Annotated in this window: 14 protein-coding genes; 6 read left to right on the forward strand and 8 right to left on the reverse strand. The window is 66.0% G+C overall.

Translation table 11 applies throughout. The annotated features are described in order from the left end of the window. Positions 1 to 9 precede the first annotated feature (9 nt). A complete protein-coding gene (locus APT63_03200) occupies positions 10 to 897 on the forward strand; it encodes a 3-hydroxyisobutyrate dehydrogenase (protein AMA44696.1) in 888 nt (295 codons plus the stop codon). Between the two features lie 40 nt (positions 898 to 937). On the opposite strand, the gene APT63_03205 is transcribed toward APT63_03200, so the two are convergent. Then, complete coding sequence (locus tag APT63_03205) at positions 938 to 1,282, reverse strand: cupin (GenBank protein ID AMA44697.1); 345 nt, start codon at positions 1,280 to 1,282, stop codon at positions 938 to 940. A 170-nt stretch (positions 1,283 to 1,452) separates the two neighbouring features. Here APT63_03205 and APT63_03210 point away from each other — a divergent pair, with 170 nt between their 5' ends. Next, complete coding sequence (locus APT63_03210) at positions 1,453 to 2,217, forward strand: hypothetical protein (GenBank protein ID AMA47777.1); 765 nt, start codon at positions 1,453 to 1,455, stop codon at positions 2,215 to 2,217. Between the two features lie 129 nt (positions 2,218 to 2,346). Further along, positions 2,347 to 4,014, forward strand: coding sequence for a gamma-glutamyltranspeptidase (locus APT63_03215; protein ID AMA44698.1), 1,668 nt, complete (start codon positions 2,347 to 2,349; stop codon positions 4,012 to 4,014). Positions 4,015 to 4,361: 347 nt separating this feature from the next. On the opposite strand, the gene APT63_03220 is transcribed toward APT63_03215, so the two are convergent. From APT63_03220 to APT63_03240, 5 genes are all read right to left on the reverse strand, one after another. Continuing rightward, on the reverse strand, positions 4,362 to 6,281 hold the full coding sequence (locus tag APT63_03220) for a chemotaxis protein (protein AMA44699.1): 1,920 nt from the start codon (positions 6,279 to 6,281) through the stop codon (positions 4,362 to 4,364). Positions 6,282 to 6,455: 174 nt separating this feature from the next. Continuing rightward, on the reverse strand, positions 6,456 to 7,337 hold the full coding sequence (locus tag APT63_03225; GenBank protein ID AMA44700.1) for a metallopeptidase: 882 nt from the start codon (positions 7,335 to 7,337) through the stop codon (positions 6,456 to 6,458). A 192-nt stretch (positions 7,338 to 7,529) separates the two neighbouring features. Continuing rightward, complete coding sequence (locus APT63_03230; protein AMA44701.1) at positions 7,530 to 8,615, reverse strand: tRNA (uridine(54)-C5)-methyltransferase TrmA; 1,086 nt, start codon at positions 8,613 to 8,615, stop codon at positions 7,530 to 7,532. Then, a complete protein-coding gene (locus APT63_03235; GenBank protein AMA44702.1) occupies positions 8,612 to 9,907 on the reverse strand; it encodes a guanine permease in 1,296 nt (431 codons plus the stop codon). The genes APT63_03230 and APT63_03235 overlap by 4 nt, the downstream gene beginning before the upstream one ends. A gap of 219 nt (positions 9,908 to 10,126) precedes the next feature. After that, positions 10,127 to 11,350 carry an MFS transporter gene (locus APT63_03240; GenBank protein ID AMA44703.1) on the reverse strand — a complete coding sequence of 408 codons (1,224 nt, stop codon included), beginning with the start codon at positions 11,348 to 11,350 and terminating at the stop codon, positions 10,127 to 10,129. Positions 11,351 to 11,660: 310 nt separating this feature from the next. On the opposite strand from APT63_03240, the gene APT63_03245 reads away from it, so the two are divergent. Genes APT63_03245 through APT63_03255 form a run of 3 tightly spaced genes read left to right on the forward strand, consistent with a single transcriptional unit; the run spans position 11,661 to position 14,277 of the window. Next, a complete protein-coding gene (locus APT63_03245) occupies positions 11,661 to 13,097 on the forward strand; it encodes a cytochrome D ubiquinol oxidase subunit I (GenBank protein ID AMA44704.1) in 1,437 nt (478 codons plus the stop codon). Between the two features lie 3 nt (positions 13,098 to 13,100). Beyond that, positions 13,101 to 14,108: a ubiquinol oxidase subunit II gene (locus tag APT63_03250; GenBank protein AMA44705.1), complete on the forward strand. Its 1,008-nt coding sequence runs from the start codon at positions 13,101 to 13,103 to the stop codon at positions 14,106 to 14,108. A gap of 16 nt (positions 14,109 to 14,124) precedes the next feature. Continuing rightward, positions 14,125 to 14,277: a cyanide insensitive terminal oxidase, subunit III gene (locus tag APT63_03255; protein ID AMA44706.1), complete on the forward strand. Its 153-nt coding sequence runs from the start codon at positions 14,125 to 14,127 to the stop codon at positions 14,275 to 14,277. A gap of 3 nt (positions 14,278 to 14,280) precedes the next feature. On the opposite strand, the gene APT63_03260 is transcribed toward APT63_03255, so the two are convergent. Both APT63_03260 and APT63_03265 read right to left on the reverse strand, forming a co-directional pair. Beyond that, the gene (locus APT63_03260) at positions 14,281 to 15,405 is read right to left on the reverse strand and encodes a 50S rRNA methyltransferase (protein ID AMA44707.1); all 1,125 of its coding nucleotides are present in this window, start codon (positions 15,403 to 15,405) and stop codon (positions 14,281 to 14,283) included. A gap of 95 nt (positions 15,406 to 15,500) precedes the next feature. Continuing rightward, entirely contained in the window at positions 15,501 to 16,202 is a 702-nt protein-coding gene (locus APT63_03265; GenBank protein AMA44708.1) for a LuxR family transcriptional regulator, read from the reverse strand. Positions 16,203 to 16,319 lie beyond the last annotated feature (117 nt).

Consider the following 16,319-nt stretch of genomic DNA (forward strand, 5'->3'; position numbering starts at 1 on the left):
GAGTTCGCCATGCGTATCGCATTCATCGGCCTGGGCAACATGGGCGCGCCCATGGCCCGCAACCTACTGGCCGCAGGGCATGAGCTGACGCTGTTCGACCTCAACCAGCAGGTGCTGAGCGAACTGGCCGAACGCGGCGGGCAGGTGCGCACCTCCCCCAAGGCCGCGGCCGCGGACGTCGAGCTGGTCATCACCATGTTGCCGGCCGCGGCGCACGTGCGCAGCGTCTACCTGGGCGACGACGGCGTGCTGGCCGGTATCCGTCCGGGCACACCGGCGCTCGATTGCAGCACCATCGACCCACAGACCGCCCGTGAAGTGTCCCAGGCCGCGGCTGCCCAAGGCGTCGACCTGGGCGATGCGCCGGTGTCCGGCGGCACCGGCGGGGCCGCGGCGGGCACCTTGACCTTCATGGTCGGTGCCAGCCCGGCCTTGTTCGACACCCTCAAGCCGGTGCTGGCGGTGATGGGGCGCAACGTGGTGCATTGCGGCGAGGTCGGCACCGGCCAGATCGCCAAGATCTGCAACAACCTGCTGCTGGGCATTTCCATGATCGGCGTCTCGGAAGCCATGGCGCTGGGCAGTGCGCTGGGGATCGACCTGCAGGTGCTGGCCGGCATCATCAACAGCTCCACCGGGCGTTGCTGGAGCTCCGAGGCGTACAACCCGTGGCCCGGCATCGTCGAGACCGCGCCGGCATCGCGTGGCTATACCGGAGGGTTCGGGGCCGACCTGATGCTCAAGGACCTGGGCCTGGCGACCGAGGCGGCCCGGCAGGTTCGGCAACCGGTGATGATGGGGGCGCTGGCGCAGCAGCTGTATCAGGCTATGAGCCAGCGCGGGGAGGGCGGCAAGGACTTTTCCGCGATCATCGAGAGCTATCGCGCCTCGTCCTGAGCCCGAGCGGGTCGCCCGTGTGGGCGACCCGTCGCGTCGATCAGGCGAAGACGAAGTACTTGCGCACGGTCTCGACCACTTCCCAGGTGCCTTTCATGCCCGGTTCGATGACGAACACGTCACCGGCCTTGAGGTGCTTGGGGGCCTCGCCTTCGGGGGTGATGATGCAGTAGCCGTCGAGGAAGTGGCAGAACTCCCACTTGTCGTAGTTGACTTCGAACGTGCCTGGCGTGCAGATCCAGGTGCCCATGATCTTGCTGCCGTCCTGGGACTGGTAGGCGTTGAGGTTGACGGTGTGCGGGTCGCCGCCGATGCGCTTCCACTTGGTGGCGTCGACCACGGGCGTCGGGCAGGTTTCACGCAGAACGGTGATGAAGTCGGACATGCAAGGCTCCAGGGAAAGGTTCGAAGAAGCCGCCACCATAGGCCGAACCTGCTCGCCGCGATTGTCCAGACTCGACCCTAAGCTGTCTGTACGCGCTAAGCGCCCAGTCGCTTCGACGTTCAGGAACTGCCACCATGGAGGCCTCTCACTGCCCGAGGCAACGGATGGCCATGTCGACGTTCACACTGCTGTACCAGAACCTGGGCGTTGCCCTGACGTTGTTGGTGGTCGGCACGTTCCTGCTGGCCGGCATGGTCAAGGGCGTCATCGGGCTCGGCCTGCCCACCGTCGCCATGGGGCTGCTGGGCCTGGCCATGCCACCGGCTCAGGCCGCGGCGCTGCTGATCGTGCCCGCCACCCTCACCAACCTGTGGCAGCTCGCCCTGGGCGGGCACCTGCGTGCGTTGCTGGGCCGGCTCTGGCCCATGCTGGCGATGATCTTTTTCGGCACCTTGCTCGGCAGCGTCTGGCTGGGCATCGACAGCGGTCCCTGGGCGGCGCATGCCCTGGGCGGTGCGTTGCTGGTGTACGCGCTGTATGGCCTGTTGGGCCCGGCCTTGCACATCGCCCCACGGCATCAGGGGTGGGCCGGGCCCATGGTGGGTGGGGTCACTGGGCTGATCACCGCGGCGACCGGGGTGTTCGTGATGCCGGCCGTGCCCTACCTGCAGGCGCTGAACCTGCAGCGGGACGAACTGGTGCAGGCGCTGGGGCTGTCGTTCACCGTCTCGACCGTGGCCCTGGCCATCGGGCTGGCCGGGCAGTCGGCGCTCGACGTGCAGGCCCTCGGCGCCTCGATGCTGCTGCTGGCGCCCGCCGTGCTCGGCCTGTTCGTCGGGCAGTGGCTGCGTCAGCGCATCCGCGCCGCCGTGTTCCGACGTTGCTTCTTCATCGGGCTGGGGATGCTGGGCATCCACCTGTTGATCAACGGTTAGGGGTGTCAGGCAGCGGGTTTGAAAGAATCCTTTGTCATAAAGCTAGGAAATTTCCTACGCTGTAGATCGGTACTAGCTGATGCCTGTGCCCACACACGGTCCAACAAGAACGAGAACAAGGAAACCCAGATGCGAATCGTCATGTTCCAGTCCTTGGCCTTCGGCGCCGCGATCCTGGCCAGCCCCGGATTGTTCGCCGCGACGCTGGAAGGCGGTGCGGTCGCCGCGCCCGATGAGTACGCGGCCAAGGTTGCCGCCGAGATCCTCAAGAAGGGCGGTAACGCGGTGGATGCCGCGGTCGCCACGGCCTTCACCCTTGCCGTGACCTACCCGGAGGCCGGTAACATCGGCGGCGGTGGTTTCATGACCCTCTACGTCGACGGCAAGCCGTATTTCCTCGATTACCGCGAGGTTGCCCCCAAGGCCGCCACTCGGGACATGTACCTGGACGAGAAGGGCGAAGTGGTCGAGAACCTGAGCCTGGTCGGCCCACGCGCCGCCGGCGTGCCGGGCACCGTCATGGGGCTGTGGGAGGCGCATCACAAGTTCGGCAAGCTGCCCTGGAGCGAGCTGCTCACGCCGGCCATCGGCTATGCCAAGGACGGTTTCACGATCGCCGCCAAGCAGTACCAGTACCGCGACGACGTGCAGTCGCTGTTCAAGGGCGCGACCAACTTCAATGACTATTTCGGCAGCATGAAAGTCGGTCAGCGCTTCAAGCAACCCGAGCTGGCGCAGACGCTGGAGCGCATTGCCGACAAGGGCGTGAGCGAGTTCTACACAGGCAAGACCGCCGACCTGCTGGTGGCGCAGATGCAGGCCGACAAGGGCCTGATCACCAAGCAGGACCTGGCCGACTACACGGCCGTGTGGCGCAACCCGATCGCCATCGCCTGGCGCGGCAACACCGTCTACACCGCGCCGCCGCCCAGCTCCGGTGGCGTCGCCCTGGCGCAGCTGCTCGGCATCAAGGAAGACCGCGCCGCCGATTTCAAAGGGGTGGCGCACAACTCCGCACGCTACATCCACCTGCTGGCCGAGATCGAGAAACGCGTGTTCGCCGACCGTGCCGACTACCTGGGCGATCCGGGCTTCACCAAGGTGCCGGTGGACAAGCTGATCGACAAGGCCTATCTGGCCAGCCGCGCCGCGCAGGTCAACCCGACGGCCATCTCGGCGACCGAGGGCGTTCGTCCAGGGCTTGAGTCGCACCAGACCACGCACTTCTCGATCGTCGACAAGGACGGCAACGCGGTGAGCAACACCTACACCCTGAACCTCGACTACGGCAACGGCGTGGTGGTGAAAGGGGCCGGGTTCCTGCTCAACAACGAGATGGACGACTTCAGCGCCAAGCCAGGCATGGCCAATGCCTTCGGCGTGGTGGGCGGCAATGCCAATGCCATCGCACCGGGCAAGCGCATGCTGTCTTCCATGAGCCCGACCCTGGTGACCCGCGACGGCAAGGTGACCCTGGTGCTCGGTACGCCGGGCGGCTCGCGGATCTTCACCTCGATCTTCCAGGTGATGAACAACCTGTACGACTACGACATGCCTCTGGAGAAGGCCGTGGGCGCGCAGCGCGTGCACCATCAGTTGCTGCCCAAGGACACGATCTACTTCGACAGCTACGCGCCGCTCACCGGCAAGGTGGCGGATGAGTTGAAGGCGATGGGGTACGTGCTGGAGGATCAGGGCTGGGAAATGGGCGATGTCCAGGCCATCCGCGTGACCGGCGAGACGCTGGAAACGGCCTCCGACCCCCGTGGTCGCGGGGTAGGGATGGTGGTCAAGTAACCGGCAGTCGGGTGTAAGGCCCGCACGGCGGTGAAGGCGGGGTGGTCGATGCGACCGCCATCGCCGGCAAGCCGGCTCCCATACCCGTAGCCATGCCGCAGTCGCGGGCCCCTGGGGACATTTCAGGGTTTTTGCCGAGTGCTTTGCAGGCCCAATTGCGGCCGGTCCCACACCCGTAGTCACACCGCGGCGATGTCAGGACATCGCGGTCCCTGTGGGAGCGGCCCCCGTGCCGCGATCGGGCCCGTAGGGCCCGCATGACCGGCACCTTCAACCTATCAGGACCCCGCTACGTGTGGGAGCCGGCTTGCCGGCGATGGCGGCGGCACCGGCCCGGCCGGGGGTGACTACACCCGGAACTCGCTGACCAACGTCTGCAAACGTGCGCCCAGTCGGGCCAGCTCGATGCTGGAGGCGGCCGTCTCGTTGCTGGCCGTGGCCGTCTGCTCCGACACGTCGCGCACGTTCAGCACGCTGCGGCTGATCTCTTCGGCCACCACGCCCTGCTGCTCGGCGGCAGCGGCGATCTGCTGGTTCATCGCCTGGATGCTCGCCACGGTCCCGGTGATGCTGCTCAGCGACACACCGGCCTTGCGCGCCAGTTCGACGCTGCTGTCGGTCAGACGCGTGCTGTCGAGCATCACCGTGGCCACTTCCTGGGTGCCGTCCTGCAGGCTGGCGATCAGCGCCTCGATCTCTTCGGTCGATTGCTGGGTGCGCTGGGCCAGCGCACGCACTTCATCGGCCACCACCGCGAACCCACGCCCGGCTTCGCCTGCGCGGGCCGCCTCGATGGCCGCGTTGAGGGCCAGCAGGTTGGTCTGCTGGGCCACCGACTTGATCACGTCCATCACGCTGCCGATGCGCTGGCTTTCCTGCTGCAGGCTGCCCATGGCCGCGCTGGAGCGGTGCACTTCTTCGGCCAGGCGCTCGATCTGGGCGATGGCCTCGTTGACCACGCGGTCGCCGCTCTTGGCCTCGTCGTCGGCCTGGGTCGCCGCGCGCGACGCTTCTTCGGCGTTGCGCGCGACTTCCTGGACCGTGGCCGCCATTTCATGCATGGCCGTGGCCACCTGGTCGGTCTCGATCTTCTGGCTGTTGGCGCCGCTGCTGGTCTGCTCGGTCACCGCCGACAGCTCTTCCGCTGCGCTGGTCAGCTGGGACACCCCTTCACGGATACCGCCGATCAGCTCGCGCAGCGTCGTGCCCATCCGTGCGATGCCTTGTTGCAACTCACCCAGTTCGTCGCGACGGGTGATCCGCACGTTGTGGGTCAGGTCGCCTTGGGCGATGCGTTCGACCACCTGCAAGGTCTCGCGCAGCGGGCGGGTGATCTGGCGGGTGATGATCACGGCCGCGGCGATGCCGACCAGTAGGGCCAGCAAGGTTGCGGTGAGCTGCCAGGTGCGCGCGGTGGTGCTTTCGGCGTCGCGGCGGTCGAGCTGGATCTGGTACAGCGCGTCGCTGGCCTTGACGATGTCCGCCCCCTGTACGGTCATCTCCTGGCGAGCTTCCTTGACCTGGGCCATTGCATCACGCCACTGGCGAACCGCCTCACGATAGGCCGTCGCCGCGGTCTCCAGCGTCTGGAAGCGGGCCGCATCGCCCGGCACGCGTGCGCCCAGGGTGCCGACCTGCGCCAGCAACGCCTCGATCTGACGCAGCGCGGTCTGTTCGCTGGCGTCGGTGGGGTTGGCTACATAGCCTCGGGTATCGACCTGCGACTGCAGCAGTTGCTGTTCGGTCGTGCTGACGGCCTGGTAGTACGCCAGGCGGGTGCCGTCATCCACGGCACGGGCCAGGACCTGGGCGCGCATCGCTTCCAGCGTGTCACGGGCCTGGCCAATGGTGCGGAGCATGTCCCCACGCGCAGCCGTAGCCTGCTTGTAGCCTGCACGCATCTTGTCCAGCGAGACACGGTAGTCGCTGATCGACTGCGCCTGCTGACGCAGCAGCGCCAGGTTTTCCGGGCTCTTGAAGGTCGACAGCAGTTTTTGCTGCTGGGCACTGAACGCATCGAGCTTGGGCACGATGGCTTGGGCGGCGGCATCGTCGCCATTGGTCAGCATGTACTGCAGGCGCACGACCCGTAGATTGGTCAGGTCACTGTTGAGCTGGGTGATGTCGCTCATCCAGTTGCTGCGGTCGATCAGGCCGGACAAGCTCATCCAGCCGGTCAGGGCCAGCAGGCCCGTCAGTAGAAGCACCAGGCCGAAACCCAGTCCAAGTTTGAGGTTGATGCCGATATTGGCAAACCAAGCGTTCATGCACGCGCTCCCGAGAGATCCTTTGGGGTAAAAAGTCCACGGGTTTTGTTTTTCTGCTTGGTCACCCGCCGTTTGTGCAGGCTGTATCGGCCAGACCGGCCAGAGCTGAAACGCTTTTTCAGCGTCGTTTCGCTCAAGCCGGCCTGGTGGAGGGAGGGCGCGTGAGGAGGGGTGTTACAGCTGTCGCGCGTTGAAGGTGTCGCAGCGCTCTACCTCGCCGTTTTCGAAGCCTGCCTTGAACCAGCGGACCCGCTGCGCCGAGGTGCCGTGGGTGAAGGAGTCCGGCACGACACGGCCTTGGCCTTGCTGCTGCAGGCGGTCGTCACCGATGGCGTTGGCGGCGTTGAGGGCTTCTTCCACATCCCCCGGCTCCAGCCAGTTCAGGCGTTTCTGTGCCTGATAGGCCCAGACCCCGGCAAAGCAGTCGGCTTGCAGTTCCTGGCGAACCAGCAGGCCGTTGGCGCCTTCGAGCTTCTGTCCACGCTGACGCGCGGCATCGACCTGATCCGAAATGCCCATCAAGGTCTGCACATGGTGGCCGATCTCGTGCGCGATCACGTAGGCCTGGGCGAAATCACCGGCGGCAGCGAAGCGGGTTTCCATCTCGCGGAAGAAGCTGGTGTCCAGGTAGACGCGCTGGTCGGCGGGGCAATAGAAGGGGCCGACCGCCGAGGAGGCGAAGCCGCAGGCCGACTGGATCTGGCCGTTGAACAGCACCAGCTTGGGTTCGCGGTACTGGCTGCCATTCTGGGCGAACAGGGCTTTCCAGGTGTCCTCGGTATCGCCGAGGATGGAGCTGACGAAGGCGGCCTGCTGGTCGTTGGCCGGTGGCGCCTTGGTGTCGCCCTGGGTCGCGACCGGCGCCTGGCTGCCCTGGCCGGTCAGTTGGCCGAGCAGGCGCAGCGGATCCTGGCCGGTGAGCCAGCCGATGCCCACGATCAGCAGGATGGCGCCGAGCCCGAGGCCCTTGCCGCCTCCGAAGCGCATGCCACCACCACCGCCGCTGCCGCGTGCGTCCACCACGTTGTCACTGCGTCGGCCTTTTCGCCAATCCATGTCGGTTCTCCAGGGCGTTTCGATCGTATCGAGGAAGGTAGTTCAAGGAATGTAGTCTGCGTGCAGTGCCCGTGGGCATAACACTGTAGTGATGGACAACCGAACGGTTGTGGCTATCCATTGGTACCTGCACAAAACATCGACTGACCTCGAACCGATCCGACCGGGCGCCCTGGCACCCGGTCGGACGGCTCACCGCCGGACCAGCAGGACGCCGCTTTCCATGTGGTGCGTGTAGGGGAACTGGTCGAACACCGCACAGCGCTCGATGCGGTGCGTGTCGTGCAACTGGGCGATGTTCGCCGCGAGGGTCTCGGGGTTGCACGAGATGTACAGGATGCGCTCGAACCGCCGCGTCAGCTCGCAGGTGTCCGGGTCCATGCCGGCACGGGGCGGGTCGACGAACACGGTGCCGAAGTCGTATTGCTTCAGGTCGATGCCTTCCAGGCGACGGAACGGACGGACCTCGTTCAGGGCCTGGGTGAGTTCTTCGGCCGACAGGCGCACCAGGCGCACGTTGTCCACGCCGTTCTCGTCGAGGTTGCTCAGGGCAGCGTTCACCGAGGTCTTGCTGATCTCGGTGGCCAGTACCTGGCGCACCCGGGTGGCCAAGGGCAGGGTGAAGTTGCCGTTGCCGCAGTACAGCTCGAGCAGGTCATCGTCACGCTCGCCGAGCGCCTCGAAGGCCCAGCTCAGCATCTTCTGGTTGACCGTGCCGTTGGGCTGGGTGAAGGCACCTTCCGGCTGGCGGTAGCTGAACGTGCGCCCGGCAACGTCGAGGCGCTCCCGTGCATAGTCGCGGCCGATCACCGTACGCTTGCCTTTGGAGCGGCCGATCACGCTGACGTCGAGGTCGGCGCTCAACTGGCGCGCGGCGGCTTCCCAGGCTTCGTCCAGCGGGCGGTGGTAGCACAGGGTGATCATTGCGTCGCCCGCCAGCGTGGTCAGGAACTCCACCTGGAACAGCTTGTGGCCCAGGGCCTCGCTGGCCTGCCAGGCCGCCTTCAGGCGTGGCATCAGCGCGTTGATGCGCAGGCTGGCGATGGGGAAGTCGTCGATCAGGATCGGCGTGTGCTTTTCCCCCGGTGCGAACATCGCGTAGTGCCGCTGGCCGTCCTCGCGCCACAGGCGGAATTCGGCGCGCAGGCGGTAGTGCTCGCGCGGCGAGTCGAACACGGCGGGCGCCGGCGCGTCGAACGGGGCCAGCAGCGCGTTCAGGCGCTGGACCTTGCCGTCCAGCTGCGCGTCGTAGGAGGCGGTATCCAGAACGGTCGTCATGCTTGCAGCCACCCCAGCTTGATCACGAACAGGATGGACAGGATCACCAAGGCAGCGTTCAGGTCGCGGTGGCGGCCGGAAATCAGCTTGATGGCGGTCCAGGAAATGAAGCCGAAGGCGATGCCGTTGGCGATCGAGTAGGTCAGCGGCATGGCCAGCGCGGTGATGACCACCGGCGCGGCTTCGGTCACGTCGTCCCAGTTGATCTCGGCCAGGCCCGAGGCCATCAGCACGGCGACGAACAGCAGCGCCGGGGCCGTGGCGAAGGCCGGCACGCTACCGGCCAGCGGGGCGAAGAACAGCGCCAGCAGGAACAGCACGGCCACCACGATGGCGGTCAGGCCGGTACGGCCGCCGGCGCTGACGCCAGCCGCCGATTCGATGTAGCTGGTGGTGGTGGAGGTGCCCAGCAGCGAACCGGCCATGGCGGCGGTGCTGTCGGCGATCAAGGCACGGCCCATCTTCGGCATGTGCCCGTCCTTGTCCATCAGGCCGGCGCGCTTGGCCACGCCGATCAGCGTGCCGGAGTTGTCGAACAGGTCGACGAACAGGAAGGCGAAGATCACACTGATCAGGCCGACGTCCAGGGCGCCCTTGATGTCCAGCTGCAGGAAGGTCGGTGCCAGCGACGGCGGCATCGAGACCACGCCGGCGAAGGGCGTCACGCCCAGCACGATCGCCACCACGGTAACCGCCATGATGCCGATCAGGACGGCGCCGCGCACCTTCAGCGCTTCCAGGCCGACGATCAGGAAGAAGCCCAGGGTCGCCAGGATCGGGGCCGGCTCGCGCAGGTCGCCCAGCCCTACCAGAGTGGCCGGGTTGTCGACCACGATGCCGGCGTTGTGCAGGGCGATCAGCGCCAGGAACAGCCCGATACCGGCGGCGATCGCCGAGCGCAGGGGCAAGGGGATGCTGTTGACGATCCACTCGCGCACCCGCAGGATCGACAGCAGGAAGAACAGCACCGCCGAGATGAACACCGCGCCCAGCGCCACCTGCCAGGTATGGCCCATGTGCAGGACCACGGTGTAGGTGAAGAACGCGTTCAGGCCCATGCCCGGCGCCAGGGCGATCGGGTAGTTGGCGATCAGGCCCATGGTCACCGAGCCGATGGCCGCGGCCAGGCAGGTGGCGACGAACAGCGCGCCCTTGTCCATGCCGGTTTCGCCGAGGATGCTCGGGTTGACGAACAGGATGTAGGCCATGGCCAGGAAAGTCGTGATGCCCGCGAGTATCTCGGTGCGCACGTTGGTGTTGTGTGCTCTCAGTTGAAACAGCCGTTCCAGCATGCCCGCTCCTCAAGACGCCGGGGCGTCGTGAAATGATCGACCCCGACAGGCGCACGCGGGCCGTGGTGGCCTCGCATTTCGTTCAGGGTGAAAAAAGCCGCGCATCATACCAGCATGCGGCGCGGGGGCCTATGACCGTTGAGAGGTGGGTGGGCAGGGGGCCAGGAATGCCCAGGGCCGTCGACGAAGGCGCCCACGACGGGCCGCCGGCGTCCGCGCTCACTCGCCCCCGTGCAACCGATCCCGCCCCGCCAGCCCAGGGAACAGCTTGATCCACACGCCCGTCACCACCAGCGTCCCCACGCCCCCCAGCACCACCGCCGGTACCGTGCCCAACCAGTGCGCGGTCACGCCCGATTCGAACTCGCCCAGCTGGTTCGAGGCGCCGATGAACAGCCCGTTGACCGCGCTGACCCGTCCGCGCATGTCGTCGGGGGTCTGCAACTGCACGAAGGCACTGCGGATCACCATGCTGATCATGTCCGCCGCGCCCAGCACCACCAGTACCGCCAGGGAGAACCAGAACGAGGTGGACAAGCCGAAGGCGATGGTGGCCACGCCGAACAGCCCGACCGCCGTGAACATCACCCGGCCGACGCGTCGCTCGATCGGAAAGCGTGCCAGCCACAGCGACATCCCCAGCGCGCCCAGCGCCGGTGCCGACCGCAGCAGGCCCAGGCCCAGCGGGCCGGTCAGCAGGATGTCCCGGGCGAACACCGGCAGCAACGCCGTGGCGCCGCCGAGCAGGACGGCGAACAGGTCGAGCGAGATGGCCCCCAGCACGTCCCGACGGCTGCGGATGAAGCGAATGCCGGCCAGCAGCGAATCCAGGGTCGCACGCCCACGCTGCATGACCTGTTCGCGCACCTTCAGGCTGAGCGTCAGCGTGCAGGCGATGGCGTACAGAGCCACTGTCGGGCCATACACCCACAGGCTGCCGAAGGCATAGAGCAGGCCGCCCACGGCGGGTGCGACCAGGGTGGCCGATTGCGTCGCCGAAGCCGAGGCGGCGACCGCCCGCGGAAACAGACCCGGTGGCACCAGGTTGGGCAGCAGGGCCTGGGTCGCCGGCATCTCGAACGCCCGCGTCGCCCCCAGCAGGAAGGCCAGCACGAAGATCAGCGTGCGGCTGACCTCGTCGGTGGCGCTGCCCACGGCCAGGGTCAGGGCGATCAGGCCCTGCAGGCTCTGGCACAGGGCCGCGACCTTGCGCCGGTCGTAGCGGTCGGCCACATGGCCGGTGTGCAGCATGAACAGCACCCGTGGGGTGAACTCCACCAGCCCGACCAAGCCGAGGTCCAGCACATTGCCGGTCAACTGGTAGAGGTGCCAGCCAATGGCCACGGTCAGCATCTGGAAGCCGCTGGCGGTGAAGACGCGGGCGAACCAGAAGGCGACGAAGGAACGGTGGTGTCGCAACAAGGGGGATGTGGAAGCAGGCATGAGACGGGGTCCTGATGAGACACGCACAGAGCGACACGCCCTGGAGTGTAACAAAGGATTGCAAAATACCGGGCCCGGGAAGGGTTGCAAGAAGGGCAACCGACCTGTGGCAACGCACCGCATCTATTCAGGCCCCAGATGGGACTATGCTCTTGGCAAGCATTGACGTGTATCAAAGAATGTCCCCACGGAATCTGATCGTTCGGCCCAGGCAACGAAGCCCGATCGAACAATCCGTAGAGATGCGTACTCGATAGACGTGGACGGCAGGGCACAGGCCCATGCCAAGGTTCATCCGTCAGGAGGCAGCATGTTCGGTCTCGAAGCACTCGATCTGGCCCGTATCCAGTTCGCCTTCACCGTCTCGTTCCATATCCTGTTCCCGGCCATCACCATCGGCCTGGCGAGTTACCTGGCGGTGCTCGAAGGCCTCTGGCTGAAGACCGATCGCCAGGTCTATCGCGACCTCTACACCTTCTGGTCGAAGATCTTCGCAGTCAACTTCGGCATGGGCGTGGTCTCCGGCCTGGTCATGGCCTACCAGTTCGGCACCAACTGGAGCCGCTTCTCGGACTTCGCCGGTGCCATCACCGGCCCGTTGCTGACCTACGAGGTGCTGACCGCATTCTTCCTCGAGGCAGGCTTCCTGGGCGTGATGCTGTTCGGCTGGAACCGCGTCGGACGCGGTCTGCACTTCTTTGCCACGCTCATGGTGGCCTTGGGAACCCTGGTCTCGACCTTCTGGATCCTGGCCTCCAACAGCTGGATGCACACCCCCCAGGGTCACGCGATCATCGATGGCCGGGTAGTCCCGATGGACTGGCTGGCGGTGATCTTCAACCCCTCGTTCCCCTTCCGCCTGATGCACATGGCCGTCGCCGCCTTCGTCGCCACCGCGTTCTTCGTCGGTGCCTCGGCGGCCTGGCACCTGCTGCGCGGACGTGACAACCCGGCGGTGCGCACGATGCTGTCGATGGCCATGTGGATGGCATTGATCGTGGCGCCGATCCAGGCCGTGATCGGCGACTTCCATGGCCTCAACACCCTCGAGCATCAGCCGGCAAAGATCGCGGCCATCGAAGGCCATTGGGAAAACCCGCCTGGCGAGCCGACGCCCCTGATTCTCTTCGGGCTGCCCGACATGCAGGCCGAAACCACACGCTACGCGCTGGAGATCCCGGTGCTCGGCAGCCTGATCCTGACCCACAGCCTGGACAAGCAGGTCCCGGCGCTGAAGGACTTCCCGCCCGAGGACCGGCCCAATTCGACCATCATCTTCTGGTCGTTCCGGGTCATGGTCGGGCTGGGCATGCTGATGATCGCCACGGGCCTGTGGAGCCTCTGGCTGCGCAAGCGCGGCACCTTGTACAGCTCGCGTCCGTTCCTGTACCTGGCGCTGTGGATGGGGCCGGCCGGGTTGATCGCGATCCTCGCCGGGTGGTTCACCACCGAGATCGGCCGACAGCCCTGGGTGGTCTACGGCCTGATGCGCACCGCCGATGGCGTGTCCAATCACAGCTACGCCCAGCTGGGCTTCACCCTGGTGATGTTCGTGCTGGTGTACTTCGCCGTGTTCGGCGTCGGCTTCGCCTACATGATGCGTCTGGTGCGCAAGGGGCCCCACAGTGGCGAAGGGCACGAGCGCAAACCAGGCGGCCCGGGTCGCCCACGTACGCCGGCGCGGCCCCTGTCGGCCGCCGTCGAAGGCCAGGACGGCACGTCCGCTACCCCGACCGAGAGGACTTGAGCCATGGATATCGATCTTCCGCTGATCTGGGCCGTGATCATCATCTTCGGCATCATGATGTACGTGGTGATGGACGGCTTCGACCTGGGTATCGGCATGCTCTTCCCCTTCGTCAAGGCCGAGCACGACCGCGACGTGATGATGAACACGGTCGCTCCGGTCTGGGACGGCAACGAAACCTGGCTGGTGCTGGGCGGCGCCGGATTGTTCGGCGCCTTTCCCATGGCGTACTCGGTGGTGCTGTCGGCGCTCTACCTGCCCCTGATGCTGATGCTGGTCGGCCTGATCTTCCGCGGCGTGGCCTTCGAGTTCCGCTTCAAGGCCAAGGCCGACCGACGTCACGTCTGGGACAAGGCCTTCATCGGCGGTTCGCTGGTGGCAACGTTCTTCCAGGGTGTCGCGCTCGGCGCGTTCATCGAAGGCTTCAAGGTGGTCGATCGCAGCTATGCCGGTGGTGCCTTCGACTGGCTGACACCGTTCAGCCTGTTCTGCGGTGCCGGGCTGATCGTCGCCTATACGTTGCTGGGGTGCACCTGGCTGATCATGAAGACCGAAGGCCCGTTGCAACGGCAGATGCACGTGCTGGCGCGGCCGCTGGCCATTGCCTTGCTGGCGGTCATCGCCATCGTCAGCCTGTGGACACCGCTGGCCTATCCGCAGATCGCCGGCCGCTGGTTCGCGATGCCCAACCTGCTGTGGTTCCTGCCCGTGCCGCTGCTGGTGCTGGCAACCTTGTACGGGTTGATCCGTGCGGTGGCCCGGGAGGCGCACTACGCGCCCTTCCTGCTGACGCTGATGCTGATCTTCCTGGGCTACAGCGGGCTGGGCATCAGCCTGTGGCCGAACATCATCCCGCCCTCCGTGTCGATCTGGGAAGCCGCGGCACCGCCGCAGAGCCAGAGCTTCATGCTGGTGGGCACGCTGTTCATCATCCCGCTGATCCTGGGGTACACCTTCTGGAGCTACTACGTGTTCCGCGGCAAGGTGACCCACGAAGATGGCTACCATTGATCCAGGGAGGCCCCTCATGGACAAGCGTGAACAGGAAGGCGAACGATCACCGCTCTGGCAGCGTCTGGGGTGGCTGGCCCTGATCTGGACGCTCAGCGTGGCGGCCCTGGGTGTAGCCGCCTACGGCATGCGCCTGTTCATGAGCGCGGCCGGGCTGACCACGCACTGAAGGTCACTTGCGGGCCTTGAGCACCACGAACTTCGGTGTGGCCGCGACTTGCTCGACCCCTCGGAACAGACGGGCCAGCTTGCTGTGGTAGCCCAGGTGGCGATTGCCGACCATGTACAAGGCGCCACCGACCACCAGGGCCTCGCGGGCCTGCTGGAACATCCGCCAGGCCAGGAAGTCGCCGACCACCTGTTGCTGATGGAAGGGTGGGTTGCACAGCACCACGTCCAGCGACTGCCGCTCGATCATGTCCAGGCCGTCGGCGGCCTCGATGACCGCCGGGCGCTCGCCCAGAGCTGCCTGCCAGTTTTCCTGCGCTGACTGCACCGCCATGTAGGACTCGTCGACCAGGGTATAGTGCGCGTCCGGGTTGTTCAGGGCGCTGGCGATCGCCAGAACGCCGTTGCCGCACCCCAGGTCGGCGACCCGGGCCGCCCCCAGGTTGGCGGGCAGGTGAGGCAGAAAGGCGCGCGTGCCGATATCCAGGCCCTCGCGACAGAACACGTTGGCATGGTTGATCAGTTCCAGGGCAGGGGCCTCCAGTCGGTAGCGCGACGGGTAGGGCGAGCGAGCCAGCGGTCGTTCGGCCGGGGTGGACGTCAGCAGCCGCGCCTTGCGCGAGGCCAGCGACGCCTGCACCGGGCCGATGTAGCGCTCCAGCAGGTCACCGGCCGCTCGCGGCAGGTGCTTGACCATGGCGCCGGCGATGACCTGGGCGCCTGGCGCCAGATGGCCGTGCAGTCGGATCAGTTGCTCTTCCAACAGGGCAAGGGTCTTGGGCACGCGGATCAGCACACGGTCGAACACGCCGTGGAAGGGTGCGCTGGCGGGCACGAACGGCACGCTGTCGAAGGCCTTGCCATGGCGTACCAGATTCTTCTCCAAGGCCAGTCGACCCAGGTGCGAGTCGCCGCTGCTGGTCACCTGCACCTGGCCTGCCAAGCTGACCGCCAGGGCACCGAAGCTGTCGTTGAGCACCAGCACACGGCAGGCGTTGTCCGGTTGCTGCTGGGCAAGCTGCTCGAGCAGGTACTGGTCGGCGGCGTCGAAGGCCTGGAGAGGATCGTTGGCCTGCTCCGGCTGGCGGATCAGGTCGAGTTCGGCGAAAGGGCTGTTCAGCAAGGGCATGGCAATACACTCTGGTGCGGGGGCGCCTGATCCCGCGTGGGACCGGTCATGGGACGCAATTCTACAGAGGTTTGCCCAAGGGCGTGGCGCGTGCGTCAGATCAGGCCATAGGTGACTCCGATGGCGATGGCGGCAGCCTTGTTGGTGGCGTTGGTCTTGCCGATGATGCTGCGGATATGGAAATTGACCGTGCTCAGCGAGAGCGACAGGATCATGGCGATGTCGCCTGCCGTCTTGCCCGCCGCCGACCAGCGCAGGATCTCCAGCTCACGGTTGCTCAACTTGGGCAGCGGCTGGCGCTGGGCAAGCAGGTGTTCGGTGAGCGCGCGGTGCAAGGTCGTGCCCAGCCAGCCGATCTGTACGCTCTTGTCGTAGAACTCGGTGATTGAGATCTTGCGTTCCGGCCGGGCGACGCTGATCTGGCTTTCGTTATGGTGCAGATCGTGCACCGCCTGCGTCCAGCCATGGCGCAAACCATGGGCGCTGGCCTGCTCGCGCAGGTCAGGGACGCTTTCGAACAGCGCGTCGTCCCAGAGCACGGCGCTGGTCGTGTGGCGGCAGACATGGGCGACCGGATCGGTCGCCAGGAACTTCTTTTCGTAGAGCAGGCCCCAGGCCTCGGGGAAATTGTTGTAGAAGGTGATCTGCTGCTTGGTGCCCGGCGTGTTCGAAAAGAACGTCCAGCTGATGTAGGGCATGCCCAGCGACCGAGACAGGCTGACGGCCTGCTCGAACAAGCGGGCGGGATCACGCTCCTCAAGCAAGCGCCGTATCTGCTCCGTGCTCCAGTGTTGCATGGTGAGGCTCCCTCCACGTGTCCGATAGGATCCAAGTTTTACAAAGGGTCTGAGCAGTGTAGGAAAAGACTATCGCTTTAGCAGGAAAAATTTGCGATTACGCGACGTGTTCTAATT

The sequence above is a fragment of the Pseudomonas monteilii genome (assembly GCA_001534745.1).
Taxonomy (GTDB): domain Bacteria; phylum Pseudomonadota; class Gammaproteobacteria; order Pseudomonadales; family Pseudomonadaceae; genus Aquipseudomonas; species Aquipseudomonas alabamensis.